At 64.9% G+C, this 13,672-nt stretch carries 13 protein-coding genes; 1 reads left to right on the top strand and 12 read right to left on the bottom strand.

Annotated features, from left to right (window positions below):
* Positions 1 to 238 precede the first annotated feature (238 nt).
* Positions 239 to 1,456, bottom strand: a complete 1,218-nt coding sequence (locus QO033_RS11350; RefSeq protein WP_284481090.1) for an acyl-CoA dehydrogenase — start codon at positions 1,454 to 1,456, stop codon at positions 239 to 241.
* A 103-nt stretch (positions 1,457 to 1,559) separates the two neighbouring features.
* Between QO033_RS11350 and QO033_RS11355 the strand changes: the two genes are divergently transcribed.
* Entirely contained in the window at positions 1,560 to 2,471 is a 912-nt protein-coding gene (locus QO033_RS11355) for a LysR family transcriptional regulator (RefSeq protein ID WP_284481091.1), read from the top strand.
* Positions 2,472 to 2,705: 234 nt separating this feature from the next.
* Here QO033_RS11355 and phoB read toward each other — a convergent pair whose 3' ends face one another.
* The 11 genes from phoB to QO033_RS11410 all read right to left on the bottom strand — a co-directional run bounded on the left by phoB (position 2,706) and on the right by QO033_RS11410 (position 13,482).
* Positions 2,706 to 3,395, bottom strand: a complete 690-nt coding sequence (gene phoB / locus QO033_RS11360) for a phosphate regulon transcriptional regulator PhoB (RefSeq protein ID WP_284481092.1) — start codon at positions 3,393 to 3,395, stop codon at positions 2,706 to 2,708.
* A 2-nt stretch (positions 3,396 to 3,397) separates the two neighbouring features.
* Positions 3,398 to 4,108 (bottom strand): phosphate signaling complex protein PhoU, encoded by a 711-nt coding sequence (gene phoU / locus QO033_RS11365; protein ID WP_284481093.1) that lies wholly within the window; start codon positions 4,106 to 4,108, stop codon positions 3,398 to 3,400.
* Positions 4,109 to 4,125: 17 nt separating this feature from the next.
* Positions 4,126 to 4,923: a phosphate ABC transporter ATP-binding protein PstB gene (gene pstB / locus QO033_RS11370; RefSeq protein ID WP_284481094.1), complete on the bottom strand. Its 798-nt coding sequence runs from the start codon at positions 4,921 to 4,923 to the stop codon at positions 4,126 to 4,128.
* A 17-nt stretch (positions 4,924 to 4,940) separates the two neighbouring features.
* A complete protein-coding gene (pstA, locus tag QO033_RS11375; protein ID WP_284481095.1) occupies positions 4,941 to 6,293 on the bottom strand; it encodes a phosphate ABC transporter permease PstA in 1,353 nt (450 codons plus the stop codon).
* Entirely contained in the window at positions 6,290 to 7,768 is a 1,479-nt protein-coding gene (pstC, locus tag QO033_RS11380) for a phosphate ABC transporter permease subunit PstC (RefSeq protein WP_284481096.1), read from the bottom strand. The genes pstA and pstC overlap by 4 nt, the downstream gene beginning before the upstream one ends.
* Before the next feature lie 93 nt (positions 7,769 to 7,861).
* Positions 7,862 to 8,902 (bottom strand): substrate-binding domain-containing protein, encoded by a 1,041-nt coding sequence (locus QO033_RS11385; protein ID WP_284481097.1) that lies wholly within the window; start codon positions 8,900 to 8,902, stop codon positions 7,862 to 7,864.
* A gap of 207 nt (positions 8,903 to 9,109) precedes the next feature.
* Positions 9,110 to 10,156 (bottom strand): sensor histidine kinase, encoded by a 1,047-nt coding sequence (locus QO033_RS11390; protein ID WP_284481250.1) that lies wholly within the window; start codon positions 10,154 to 10,156, stop codon positions 9,110 to 9,112.
* Between the two features lie 63 nt (positions 10,157 to 10,219).
* Positions 10,220 to 11,410 (bottom strand): trans-sulfuration enzyme family protein, encoded by a 1,191-nt coding sequence (locus QO033_RS11395; RefSeq protein WP_284481098.1) that lies wholly within the window; start codon positions 11,408 to 11,410, stop codon positions 10,220 to 10,222.
* Complete coding sequence (locus QO033_RS11400) at positions 11,407 to 11,931, bottom strand: gamma carbonic anhydrase family protein (protein WP_284481099.1); 525 nt, start codon at positions 11,929 to 11,931, stop codon at positions 11,407 to 11,409. The genes QO033_RS11395 and QO033_RS11400 overlap by 4 nt, the downstream gene beginning before the upstream one ends.
* Positions 11,928 to 12,572 carry a guanylate kinase gene (gene gmk / locus QO033_RS11405; protein ID WP_284481100.1) on the bottom strand — a complete coding sequence of 215 codons (645 nt, stop codon included), beginning with the start codon at positions 12,570 to 12,572 and terminating at the stop codon, positions 11,928 to 11,930. The genes QO033_RS11400 and gmk overlap by 4 nt, the downstream gene beginning before the upstream one ends.
* A 19-nt stretch (positions 12,573 to 12,591) precedes the next feature.
* Entirely contained in the window at positions 12,592 to 13,482 is an 891-nt protein-coding gene (locus QO033_RS11410; protein ID WP_284481101.1) for a YicC/YloC family endoribonuclease, read from the bottom strand.
* Positions 13,483 to 13,672 lie beyond the last annotated feature (190 nt).

Below are 13,672 nucleotides of genomic sequence, written 5' to 3' on the forward strand. Positions count from 1 at the left end.
GCGCGCCGGGCCATCGTCGGGCGCCCTGCCCCGGCTGTTTCCGCGCGCGCCGGCGTCTGGCGGGCACAACGGCAGCTCGGCATCGGGCAAATCCGGGTCTGCAATACATATTAGGTTTTCTATATATATAGATCCCCCGCTTTGTGAAGGGTCCAATCTGGGGAATTTCACTGCCTGGGGCCAATGAAAAAAGGCCGGGAAAATCCCGGCCTTTTCAAACTGTTGTGAGCGGGTCGCCTCAGAAGAACGCCTGCAGCCCGGTTTGTGCCCGGCCCAGGATCAGCGCGTGCACGTCATGCGTGCCCTCATAGGTGTTCACCGTCTCCAGGTTGATCATGTGACGGATCACCTGGAATTCCAGGCTGATGCCGTTGCCGCCATGCATGTCGCGGGCCATCCGCGCGATATCCAGCGCCTTGCCGCAGTTGTTGCGCTTGATGATCGAAATCATCTCGGGCGCCGCCTTGGCCTCATCCATCAGCCGGCCGACGCGCAGCGCCGCCTGCATCCCCAGCGCGATCTCGGTCTGCATCTCGGCCAGTTTCTTCTGATAGAGCTGGGTCTGCGCCAGCGGCTTGTTGAACTGCTTGCGGTCCAGCCCGTACTGGCGCGCGGCGTGCCAGCAGGTCTCGGCCGAGCCCATGACGCCCCAGGCGATGCCATAGCGGGCGCGGTTCAGACAGCCGAACGGGCCTTTCAGCCCCTGCACATGCGGCAGCAGCGCATCCTCGCCGACCTCGACCCCGTCCATCACGATCTCACCGGTGACCGAGGCACGCAGGCTGGCCTTGTTCTGGATCTTCGGCGCCGACAGACCCTTCATGCCCTTTTCCAGCACGAAGCCGCGGATCTTGCCGTCATGCGCGTCAGACTTCGCCCAGACCACGAAGACATCGGCGAAGGGCGCGTTGGAGATCCACATCTTGCTGCCGGTCAGCCGGTAGCCGCCATCGATCTTCTCGGCCCGGGTCTTCATCCCCGCCGGGTCGGACCCCGCGTCAGGCTCGGTCAGACCGAAGCAGCCGATATATTCACCCGAGGCGAGCTTGGGCAGATATTTCATCCGCTGCTCCTCGGTGCCATAGGCGTAGATCGGGTACATCACCAGCGAACTCTGCACCGACATCATCGAGCGATAGCCCGAATCGACCCGCTCCACTTCGCGCGCGACCAGCCCATAGGAGACGTAACCGGCGCCAATGCCGCCGTATTGTTCCGGCACGGTGACGCCCAGCAGGCCCATCTCGCCCATCTCGCGGAAGATCTCGGGATCGGTCTCTTCCTTCTCGAAGGCCTGCAGCACCCGCGGCTGCAGCTTTTCCTGCGCATAGGTGTGGGCGCTGTCGGCGATCATCCGCTCTTCTTCGGTCAGCTGATCGACCAGGCGGAACGGATCGGCCCAGTCGAAGGAGGACAGGTCCGGGGCATCCTTGGCCTTGAGCGTCGGGGGGGTCATGAGAGAGGTCTCCTCAGGTCACATGCATTTGCAAGCGGTCTATCACAGTGTTTACGCAAGAAACAGCAAGACATTCGCATGGTTTCATGAGTAAACCGCATACATGATTGCCCCGCGCCGATTCCTGCCCTCCATCGCCTCGCTGCGCGCGCTCGAAGCGCTCGACCGGCTCGGCTCCGCCTCCGCCGTGGCGGAGGAGCTGGCGCTGACCCAGAGCGCGATCAGCCGGCAGCTGCAGACGCTGGAGACCCAGATGGGAGTGAGCCTGATCCAGCGCAGCCGCAAGCGGCTGACCCTGACCCAAGCGGCGCGGGACTATGTGACCGACATCCGCCCTGCCCTGCACCAGATCGCGCAGGCCTCGATGCGGCTGCAGGTGCCGCAGACCGGCGGCGCGCTCAACCTCGCCATCCTGCCCGCCTTCGGCATGCGCTGGCTGATGCCGCGGCTGCCGGAGTTCGCCCGGGTCCATCCGGAGGTGACGATCAACATGGCGACCCGGCTGCAGCCCTTCAACTTCGCTGCCGAACCCTTCGATGCGGCCATCCACTTCGGCACCGGGGTCTGGCCTGGCGCCGACCGGCTGCTGCTGAAACACGAACAGATGCTGCCGGTCTGCGCCCCCGACCTGCTGCTGGGCCGCCCCACCGGCGATCCGGCGGCGCTGCTGCAACTGCCGCTCCTACATATCCAGACCCGTCCCCATGCCTGGCAGGACTGGTTCGCGCAAAAAGGCATCGACAGCCCTGGCGCGGTGCCCGGCACGCTTTATGACCAGTTCTCCGCCATCATCCAGGCGGCACTGCACGGGCTCGGCGTGGCGCTGCTGCCCGACTACCTCGCCGAACAGGATCTGGCCATGGGCCGGCTGATCGCCCCCTTCGGGCCGGCGGTGGAGATGGACGGCGCCTATTATCTGGTCTGGCCGCAGGACAAGAGCCGCCACGCGCCGCTTACCCTGTTCCGCGACTGGCTGGCCACGCAGGCACAGCCCGAAGATCTGCTGCCCCGCTGACCGCGAGCGCGGCGCCGGACCGATGCGCCCGATCCTTTTCTGGCCCCAAATATCCCCGCCGGAGGCTCCGACGGGGAGGCGTTTGCGACCGTGACGGTTCGGACGATACCAGACGGGGCTTTGCCCCTGAGAGGAAGGAAACGCACCGCTGCACGTTTCCAGAACGGGGCTTTCCCCGGGGCTCCGCCCGTTCGGCGCTGAAAACGATCCACCGGACCGTCTTCCGGGCGCGCCTCACCCCAAAGCGTAGCCGGCGCCGCGAACGGTGCGGACGGGATCGTCGCCGCCGTGCTGGGTCAGCGCCTTTCTCAGCCGGCCGATATGGACATCGACGGTACGGGTGTCGACATAGATATCGCGGCCCCAGACCCGGTCCAGCAGCTGTTCGCGGCTCCACACCCGGCCGGGCTTTTCCATGAAGGTCGACAGCAGCCGAAACTCGGTCGGGCCCAGCTTCAGCGGCTGTTCGGACCGGCTGACCTTATGGGTCTCGGCGTCCAGAACGATATCCTCGTACTCCAGCCGCAACCCCACGGTCGAGGGCCGCACCCGCCGCAGCTGGGTCCGCACCCGGGCCATCAGCTCGATCACCGAATAGGGTTTGACGACATAGTCGTCCGCCCCGGTTTCCAGCCCGCGCACCTTGTCCACCTCTTCCGACCGGGCCGAGAGCATGATGATCGGGATCGATCGCGTCTCGGGCCGGGTCTTCAGCCGGCGGCAGACCTCGATCCCGCTGAGATTGGGCATCATCCAGTCCAGTACGATGATATCGGGGGTGTCCTCTTCGACCAGAAGCAGCGCTTCCTCCCCGTTCTCGGCCTTCAGCACCCGGAAGCCTTCCGCCTCCAGGTTGTAGGAGAGCACCTCCCGCTGGGCCAGTTCGTCTTCGACCACCAGAACTGTCGGCTGATCCGCCGCCATCTTCAGCCCTCCAGCATGCTGATCGAGGTGTCGTCAGCCTTATTCCGGGTTTCTTCCGGCCGGTCGCCGGTGACCAGATAGATCACCTGTTCGGCGATCCCGGTCACATGATCGCCCATCCGTTCGGTGTTCTTGGCGATGAAATGCAGGTGCATGCAGGCAGTGATGTTGCGCGGATCCTCCATCATGAAGGTGAGGAATTCGCGGAACAGCGCGTTGTACATCTGGTCGACCTCGCGGTCGCGCTCGATGACATCGGTGGCCAGCTCCACATCGCGCTGGATATAGGCGTCGAGCGCGTCCTTCAGCATCAGCTCCACCTCGCGCGCCATCCGGCGCAGCGCCGCGGCCGAGCCGTTGACCGCCGGCAGCTGGGCCAGGACGCTGGTGCGCTTGGCGATGTTCTTGGCGTAATCGCCGATCCGTTCGAGGTTGCCGCTGATCTTCATCACCGTCAGCACCACCCGCAGGTCGACAGCGGTGGGTGCGCGCAGCGCGATCAGCCGGGCGGTCTCCTCGTTGATCATCACTTCCAGCTCGTCGATCGCCGCATCGCCGGCGCGGACCTTCTCGGCCAGCTCCTCGTCACGGCTCTCCAGCGAACTGGCCGCCTCCAGAATGGCGGCCTCTACCAGGCCGCCCATCTTCATGATCCGGGCCTGGATGCCTTCCAGATCCCGGTCGAAGACCTTTGCAATATGTTGATCGGTCATGGAAAATCCTGTTTCGCTTACCCGATCCGCCCGGTGATGTAGCTTTCGGTCCGGGGGTCGACGGGGTTGGTGAAAATCTGTCCGGTCTCGCCATATTCGACCAGGTTGCCCAGGTGGAAGAATGCGGTCTTCTGGCTGACGCGGGCGGCCTGCTGCATCGAGTGGGTCACGATCACCACCGAGTAGTTCTGCCGCAGCTCGTCGATCAGCTCCTCGACCTGGGCGGTGGCGATCGGGTCGAGCGCCGAGCAGGGCTCGTCCATCAGCAGCACCTCAGGTTCGGTCGCCACTGCGCGGGCGATGCACAGACGCTGCTGCTGGCCGCCCGACAGGCCGGTGCCCGGTGCATCCAGACGATCCTTGACCTCCTCCCAGATGGCGCCGCGGCGCAGGGACTTCTCGACGATCTCGTCAAGATCGGCCTTGTTCTTGGCCAGACCGTGGATGCGCGGGCCATAGGCGATATTGTCGTAGATCGACTTCGGGAACGGGTTCGGCTTCTGGAACACCATCCCCACCTTGGCGCGCAGCTGCACCGGATCGACCTTGGGGTCGTAGATGTCCTCGCCGTCCAGCAGGATGTCGCCCTTCACCCGGCAGATGTCGATGGTATCGTTCATCCGGTTCAGGCAGCGCAGGAAGGTCGACTTGCCGCAGCCCGACGGGCCGATAAAGGCGGTGACGGTCTTGTCCTCGATATCGACGTCCACATCCTTGATGGCGTGGCTGTCGCCGTAATAGACCTGCACGTTCCGCGCCGAGATCTTGGTGTCCTTCTGCTCCACGGCACTCTCCGTTTTTGCTAAGTCGTACATGGCTATTCCTTTATACCTTACCAGCGGCGCTCGAAACGGCGGCGCAGAATAACAGCCAGGGTGTTCATGGTGACCAGGAAGACCAGCAGGATGATGATCCCGCCCCAGGCGCGTTCGTAAAACGCCGGGTCCGCCCGTTTGGCCCATTCGTAGATTTGCGCCGGCATGGCCGAGTTCGGTGCCAGAAGCCCTGAGGCGACGCTGTCGGGCGCGTTGGAGGCGATGAAGCCCACCATACCGATCAGCAGCAGCGGCGCGGTCTCCCCCAGCGCCTGGGCCAGGCCGATGATGGTGCCGGTCAGGATGCCGGGCGCGGCCAGCGGCAGCACGTGGTGGAATACCGACTGCATCTTGGAGGCGCCGACGCCGAGCGCCGCATCGCGGATCGACGGCGGCACCGCCTTCAGCGCCGCACGGGTGGAGATGATGATGGTCGGCAGCGTCATCAGGGTCAGCACCAGACCGCCCACCAGCGGCGCCGACATCGGCAGGTGCATGTAGTTGATGAAAACCGCCAGGCCGAGGATCCCGAAGACGATCGAGGGCACCGCCGCGAGGTTCGAGATGTTCACCTCGATCACGTCGGTCCACCAGGTCTTCGGCGCGAATTCCTCAAGATAGATCGAGGCCGCCACGCCGATCGGTAGCGCCAGCGCCAGCACCACGAACATCATGAACAGCGACCCGACCATCGACACCCCGATCCCGGCGGCCTCTGGCCGCTGGTCGGAGGCGTCGGAGCCGAAGATGAAGGCCGGGTTGAAGGTCTTTTCGATGACCCCGGCCTGTACCAGCTGATCGGTGAAATCCAGCTGCGCCGCAGTGATGTTCTTGTCGTTCTCGATGCTGTCGCGGGTCACCCGCCCCTTCATGTAGCCGTCGACCCGGCTGTTGGCGAGAAATCGGAAGGTGACCGTTTCGCCGATGGTCTCGGGGTGGGCCAGGACGTAGTCGCGCAGCTGCGCCGGGGCGCCCTTGGACAACAGCCCGGCCATGTCCTTGGCCTTCAGCCCGCTGTCGAGTCCGAGCGCGCCGACCTTGGCCTCAAAGGCCTTCTGGATCAGCGGCGCATAACCGAAGGTCGAGACTTTCTTGATGTCGTCGAGATCGCGGTTGCCCTTCTTGTCCAGCTTCTTGGCGTCCAGCGTCACATCGAGGGTCACAAAGGTCTGGGTAAAGGCCCCCATCCCGTTGCCGACGATGTTGAAGACCAGGATCACCAGCATCAGCAGGCCGATGGCGATGGCGCCGATACCATAGGCCTGAAACCGGCGTTCGGCAGCGTTGCGGCGTTTGGTCCGGGCGGTCAGCTTCAGCAGCGTCTCGCCGTGCTTGCGCGGTGTGGAGCCGTTTTGGCTGATATCGGTCATTCGTACTGCTCCCGGTATTTGCGCACGATATAGAGGGCAAGGATGTTCAGCCCCAGCGTCAGCACGAACAGGGTGATGCCGAGCGCGAAGGCCACCAGGGTTTCAGGGCTGGCGAAATCGGTATCGCCGGTCAGCTGGCTGACGATCCGGGTGGTGATCGTAGTCATCGATTCCAGCGGGTTGAGCGAGAACTTGGCAATCGCCCCTGCCCCCATCACCACGATCATGGTTTCACCGATGGCCCGGGAGGCAGCCAGCAGCACCGCGCCGACGATGCCCGGCAGCGCCGCCGGCAGCACCACCTGCTTGACGGTTTCCGATTTGGTCGCGCCCAGCCCGAGCGAGCCGTCGCGCATCGCCTGGGGCACCGCGTTGATGATATCGTCGCTGAGCGAAGAGACGAAGGGGATCAGCATGATGCCCATCACCAGACCGGCGGTCAGCACCGAGGTCGCCCCGGCCATCCATTCGACGCCGAGCAAGCCCTCCGAGCCGCGGCCGAAGATGCTCACCAGCGCCGGCCCCACCGTCAGCAGGGCGAAGAGACCGTAAACGATGGTCGGAATACCCGCGAGGATCTCCAGCAGCGGCTTGGCGATCGCCCGCACATGCGAGCCGGCGTATTCGGACAGGTAGACCGCGGCAAAGAGACCGACCGGCACCGCGACCAGCAGCGCGATGAAGGAGATATAGAGCGTCCCCCACAGCAGCGGCAGGATCGACAGTTCACTGTCGCCGCGAAAGTTCGGTGCCCAGGTGCCACCGAAGAAGAAATCGGTCCAGCTGTGCAGTTTGAAGAAGTTGATGGTCTCGAAGAACATCGACAGCACGATGCCGATGGTGGTCAGGATCGCCAGCGAGGCGGCCAGGACCAGCAGCGCCAGCACGCCGCGCTCCACCACGTTGCGGGCGCGGAAATCCTTGTTGGTGCGCAGATAGGAAAAGGCCAGCCCGCCGAGCGCCAGCGCACCCACCACCAGCGTCATCAGCAGATGCCCGGTGGAATTGATCACCCGGTAGCGTTGCGCCGCCTTCAGCACCTCGGGCCGCACGTCAGAGCCGAGCGCCACGCCCAGCTCGCCCAGGCGCCCGCGCAGGTCGGTGAATTCGGTGCGGATCGAACCGGCCTCGGTCTCGGTCAGCGCATTCTGCTCGACCGCGATATCGAGCCCCTCGGCGACGCGGCGCACATCGCTCATCACCAGGCCGAGAGTGGAATTTTCCGGGATCGCGTCGGTCGGGATCATGCGCGAGACCTGGGTCTCGACGAGCAGCGGCTGCGCCAGCAGCCAGATCGCCAGAACCAGCAGCGCCGGCACCAGGGCCGTCAGCGACACGTTATAGCCGTAATAGGCGGGGAGAGAGTGAAGATCGCGGGCATTGCCACCGGCACTGTGCAGTGCGCGGGCGCGTCCTGCGATGTAACCAAAAGCGGCAAGCGCGAACAGGAAGACAACGAGCCAGAACGTCGGCATCAGGGGCTCCAATCGCGGCGGCGGAAGATATCGGAAAAAACAGGTGGGCCGGGGCCCGGGGAACAGCGCCCCCGGGTCCCGGCCCGAAGGCAATTACATGCTGCCGCCCATGACGACTTCGTCAGCCACGGCTTCCTGGGTCTTGGCCAGTTCCGGATCGGAGACCAGACCGTATTCGGCCAGCGGGCCATCGGAACCTGCGATCTCGTCGGAGACGAAGAACTCAGCATATTCTTTCAGGCCGGGGATCACGCCGATGTGGGCTTTCTTCACGTAGAAGAACAGCGGACGCGACACCGGGTATTCGCCGGTTGCGATCGACTCGGTCGAGGGAACGACGCCCGACATGGTCGCCACTTGCAGCTTGTCGGTGTTGTTTTCGTAGAAGGCCAGACCGAAGACGCCGATACCGTCCTTGTTGGAGTCGATGCGGGCCAGGGTCTCGGTGTAGTCGCCGTCGATGTCGACCGACTTGCCGTCGGTGCGCAGGGCGATACAGGCTTTTTCAGCGGCTTTCTTGTCGTCGCCGTTGGCGGCCTTGAAGACTTCGAAATCGCCGGTGGCTTCGCAGCCGGCCAGGATCACCTTGTCTTCGAAGACTTCACGGGTGCCGTGCTTGGTGCCGGGGATGAAGGCCTGGATCGGCTGCGCCGGGAACGCCGGGTTCACGTCGGCCCAGGTGGCGTTGGAGTTGTCGACGATCTTGCCGTCCACGACGATCTTGTCCGACAGCGCCTTGTACCAGTCGGCGGGCGTGAATTCGAAGGTGTTGCCGTTGATGTCGCTGGCGAAGACGATGCCGTCATAGCCGATGCGGACTTCCATGATGTCGGTCACGCCGGCTTCGGCGCAGGCCTTGATCTCTTTGTCTTTGATCTTGCGCGAGGCATTGGCGATGTCGATGGTGTTTTCGCCCACGCCTTCGCAGAAGCGTTTCAGGCCGGCCGAGGAGCCGCCCGATTCAACGACCGGGGTCGGGAAGTCGAAGTTTTCACCGAAGGCTTCGGCAACGATCGAAGCGTAGGGCAGCACGGTCGAGGAGCCGGCGATCTGCACCTGGTCGCGCGCGGCAGCAGCAGTGGCCGAAACAGCGCCAAGCGCCAGCGCAGAAACCGTCATTTTCACAAAGGACATGTCTGTCTCCTTGGGTAAGGTCATTAGCGATCACCCCCATGATGATCTTGCGCCCCTCCTAGTGAGGCTGCATGTGCCTTTTGTGACACCCATGTAACAGTTCGATGACAACGCGCTGGATTTCTGGTCGGCAAAAGGCGGAAAACGCCGCAGAGCGAACAACTTACCGTTGTCTATATTTCGCAGACAACTCTGCGGCGCAGCAATTTACTGAGGTAAAATAACCGTAAAAACAGCGCCTTGGCCCAGGGTGCTCTCCACCCGAAGACGGCCGCGGTGACGGTTGACGATATGCTTGACGATGGCCAGCCCCAGACCGGTGCCCCCCAGCTGTCGCGACCGGTGATTGTCGGCGCGATAGAATCGCTCGGTCAGGCGCGGCAGGTGTACCGGATCGATGCCCGGCCCCTTGTCGATCACCTGCACCCGGGCAGCGGCGGAGCGCACCGCCGGATCGCGGTCGGAGGCGGAGAGCAGCACGTCGACGCGCCCGCCGGAGCCGCCGTATTTGATCGCGTTCTCCACCAGATTGGTGAACACCTGCCGCAGCTGATCGGGATCGCCGGTGACGGTCACAGGCGTTTCCGGCGCCGAGAGGTTCAGCGTCAGCTGCTGCTCCTCCGCCAGTGGCTTGAGCGAATGCAGCGTGTCCTCCAGCGTCCGGGTCAGGTTCACCTGTTCCTTGGGCCGCACCCGCTCCTCGCTCTCGACCCGGTTCAGCGACAGCAGGTCCCCGACCAGCCGGTTCATCCGGCTCGCCTCGCCCTCCATGATCGCCAGGAACCGGTCGCGGGCGACCGGATCGTCCTTGGCGGCGCCGCGCAGGGTTTCGATGAACCCCATCAAGGCGGTCAGCGGCGTGCGCAACTCGTGGCTGACGTTGGCGACGAAATCGCGCCGCATCTGCCCCGCCTGTTCCAGATGGGTGATGTCCTGAAAGCTGACCAGCACCGCGCCCCCCTGCACGGCGCCGATGCCATGAACATAGCGGCAGGTCACGTCATAGGTGGTATCCTGGGCGCCATCGTTCGACAGATGCCGGGTCGTATGCGGGCGCTTGTCGCGCAGGCTCGACTCGATCGCATCCAGCACCTGCGGCTGCCGCAGGATGGTGGCGAAATGGCGCCCGGCGATCTGCTGGCCGAGCAGCGTCAGCGCCTCGGCATTGGCGCCGATGATGCGTTCGGACTGGTCGACCAGCAATGCCGGCAGCGGAATGGCCGACAGGAAGTCGGCGATCAAATCGTCAAACATGGTATCCAACATTGCCTTTCTCCTCCCCGGAGCTGTGGCAGGCACCATGTCGCATCAATGTAACTATGATGCGGCACGGGCCGCCGAAACAGCCTGGGAGAAGATGGATTTCAGCGCCTCGGGCTCTTCCAGCCCGACCGAGACCCGGAAGAACCCCTCGCTCAGCCCGGCGGCAGCGCGAGCCTCGGGGCTCAGCGCCCGGTGCGAGGAGGAGGCCGGATGCGACAACGTGGTGCCGACATCGCCGAGGGTGGGCGCAAAGGCGATGCCCTCGGCCGCCCGGGCGAAGGCATTCGCCGCCGGCCGGCCACCGTCGAGCTCGAAGCTGAGCATGTTGCAGCCCTGCCCCTTCAGCAGCGCCATGGCGCGGTCGCGGTCAGGGTGATCGTCGCGCAGCGGATAGAGCACCCGCTTGACCCCGGCCAGCCCGGCCAGGTGATCGGCCAGCACCGCCGCGGTGGCCTGGGCCCGGTCGAACCGCAGATCGAAGGTCAGCATGCCGCGTTCGGCCAGCCAGCAGTCAAACGGGCTGGGGGTCAGCCCGGTGGTCACCGCGAAGATCCGCAGCCGCTGCATCACCTCGGGATCGCGCGCCACGACATAGCCCAGCGTCACATCGGAATGGCCCGACAGCAGCTTGGTCACCGAATGGAGCACGATATCGGCACCGTAATCGAACGGCCGGATCGCCTTCGGCGTGGTGAAGGTGTTGTCGATCACCAGCAGGATGCCATGCGCCTTGCACAGCGCCGCGATCCCCTCCAGATCGGCCACCCGCAGCGTCGGGTTCGACACCACCTCGATCAGCATCAGCCGGGTCTCGGGGCGGATCGCCGCCGCCATATCGGCCGCGTCGCAGGGATCGGCCAGCGTGGTGGCAACTCCCAGTCGCGGCAAATCCTCGGCCATCATCCGCATCGACCGGCCATAGAGCTGGTTGCCGCCGATCACGTGATCACCCGCCTTGACCAGCCCCAGCAGCACCGCCGAAACCGCCGCCATGCCGGACCCGGTCAGCAGACCGCCCTGCCCGCCCTCCATCGCGTCGAGCCGCTGCGAGACGACATCGGCATTCGGGTGGCCTTCGCGCGCGTAGGTATAGCCATGCACCCGCCCTTCGTATTGCGCGTCGAGCGCATCGGGCGTTTCGCTGGCATAGACCACCGAGGGCGACAGCGGCGTCACCACCGGGGTGCTGGCGCTGTCAGGCAGGGAAAAGGGCCGCACCAGCGACCCCCTGGTATTCCGGGTCATTTCACTTCTTTCATCGTGTCGCGGAATTTCCGCATGTTGTCCTGATAATGCAGCGCGCCGAGCTTCATCCGCTGGGCGTGATCCTCGCTGATCTCGCGCACCACCTTGCCGGGCGCGCCCATGACCAGGGAATTGTCGGGGATCTCCTTGCCCTCGGTCACCAGCGCGCCGGCGCCGATCAGGCAGTTGCGGCCGATCTTGGCGCCGTTCAGCACCGTCGCCCCCATGCCGATCAGCGACCCGTCGCCGATGGTACAGCCATGCAGCATCACCTTGTGACCGATGGTGCAGTCCTGGCCGATGGTCAGCGGAAAGCCGGCATCGACATGCATCACGCAATCTTCCTGCACGTTGGAGCCCTTGCCGATGCGGATCTCCTCGTGATCGGCGCGAATGGTGCTGCCGAACCAGACCGAGGATCCGGGCTCCATCACCACCTTGCCGATCAGATTGGCGTCGGGCGCCACCCAGGTGTCTTCGTCCAGTTGCGGCGCGTCGTCGCCCAATGCGTAGATGGTCATTCGTTCTCCTCCTCGAATTCCGATTGCAGGGCCCGCACATGGGCGGTCAGCCCGGGCTGCTGGATGCGGCGCAGGCGGATCGCCTCGACAATGGTCTTCAGCTTCCGCTCGGTGGCGTCCAGATCGTCGTTGACCAGCACGTAATCGTAGCTGTCCCAATGGCTGATCTCGTCCCAGCTCTTATGCATCCGGCGCGAGATCGTCTCGGCATCGTCCTGGCCACGACCGATCAACCGCCGGCGCAGTTCCGCGATCGACGGCGGCAGCAGGAAGATCGACAGCGTGTGCTGGCCGAGCGCGGAATTGCGGATCTGCTGCGCCCCCTGCCAGTCGATGTCGAAGAGCACGTCTTCGCCCCGTTCGATCGCCGCCTCGACCGGGCCGCGCGGCGAGCCGTAGAAATTCCCGAAAACATGCGCATGTTCCAGCATGCCGTCCTTCGACACCTGCGATTTGAACTCCGTCTCGGTCAGGAAGTGATAATCGACGCCGTCCGCCTCTCCCGGTCGCGGCGCGCGGGTGGTGGCGCTGACCGAAAACACGATCGAGGGGTCCCAGGCGCGCAGCCGCTTGGCGAGGGTGGATTTCCCGGCGCCCGAGGGCGAGGAGAGGATGATCAGAAGTCCGCGGCGCTGTGCCATTTTCAATTCCCTTTCCGGATCATTCGACGTTCTGAACCTGTTCGCGCATCTGGTCGATCAGCGCCTTGAGGTCGAGCCCCACCTTGGTCAGATCGCTGTTCTGCGACTTGGAACAGAGCGTATTGGCCTCGCGGTTGAATTCCTGCATCAGGAAATCCAGCTTGCGCCCCACCGCGCCACCCTTGTCCAGTAGATCGCGCGCCGCGCCGACATGGGCGCCGAGGCGATCGAGCTCTTCGGTGACATCGGCCCTGACCGCGATCAGCGCGAGTTCCTGCGCCACCCGGTCGGCATCCGCCCCGTCGACATTGTCGAGAACGCGGGCCAGATTGTTGCGCAGGGTCTCCGCCATCGCCGCCTTGCGCGCCTCGGCCAGATCGGCGGCGCGGGCGATCAGCGTTCCGACCTCGTCCAACTGGACGCGCAGCAACCGCTCCAGCGCCGCGCCCTCGGTTTCGCGCATCTCCAGAAAGGCGGCGATCAGCGGGCCGAGCTCTGCCTTCAGCGCCGCGATCAGCGCGCCGTTGTCCTCGCTGTCGGCTCCGGCCTCCAGCATGCCGCGCAGCCCCAGCAGATCGCTGGCCCGCGACGGCGCCAGATCGACGCCCTTGGCCTGTGCCTCGGCTTCGATCCGCGCCAGCGCCTCCAGCGCGGCGGCCAGGACCGCCGGGTTCAGCACCCCGGCGCCACCGGCATCGCCACGGGTCAGGCGCAGCGACAGGGTGACATTGCCGCGGGTGAGCGCCCGGGCCAGATCCGCCCGCAGCGCCGCCTCCAGCCCTTCGAGCCAGTCGGGCACCCGCAGACGCAGATCCAGCCCCTTGCCGTTCACGCTGCGCAGCTCCCAGCTCCAGACATAGGGGGCCTGCGCTCCTCTGGCGGAGGCGAATCCGGTCATCGATCTGATCATGCGTGTGGCCCTTCTGGCTGGCGGCGGCGGCGTCTGCGCTGCGGTTCGGGGGGCAGGTAATGCCAAGCCAGAGGTCAGGGCAACCCCTGCGCGCATGGCCCGCGGTGATGGCGCCGCGCGGGAGATTAACCACTACTTAAGGAAACGCTCCAAAATTGAACTGAATTGTGGCAGATTAACGGCACGGTAA

Source organism: Pseudodonghicola flavimaris, from assembly GCF_030164425.1.
Taxonomy (GTDB): domain Bacteria; phylum Pseudomonadota; class Alphaproteobacteria; order Rhodobacterales; family Rhodobacteraceae; genus Pseudodonghicola; species Pseudodonghicola flavimaris.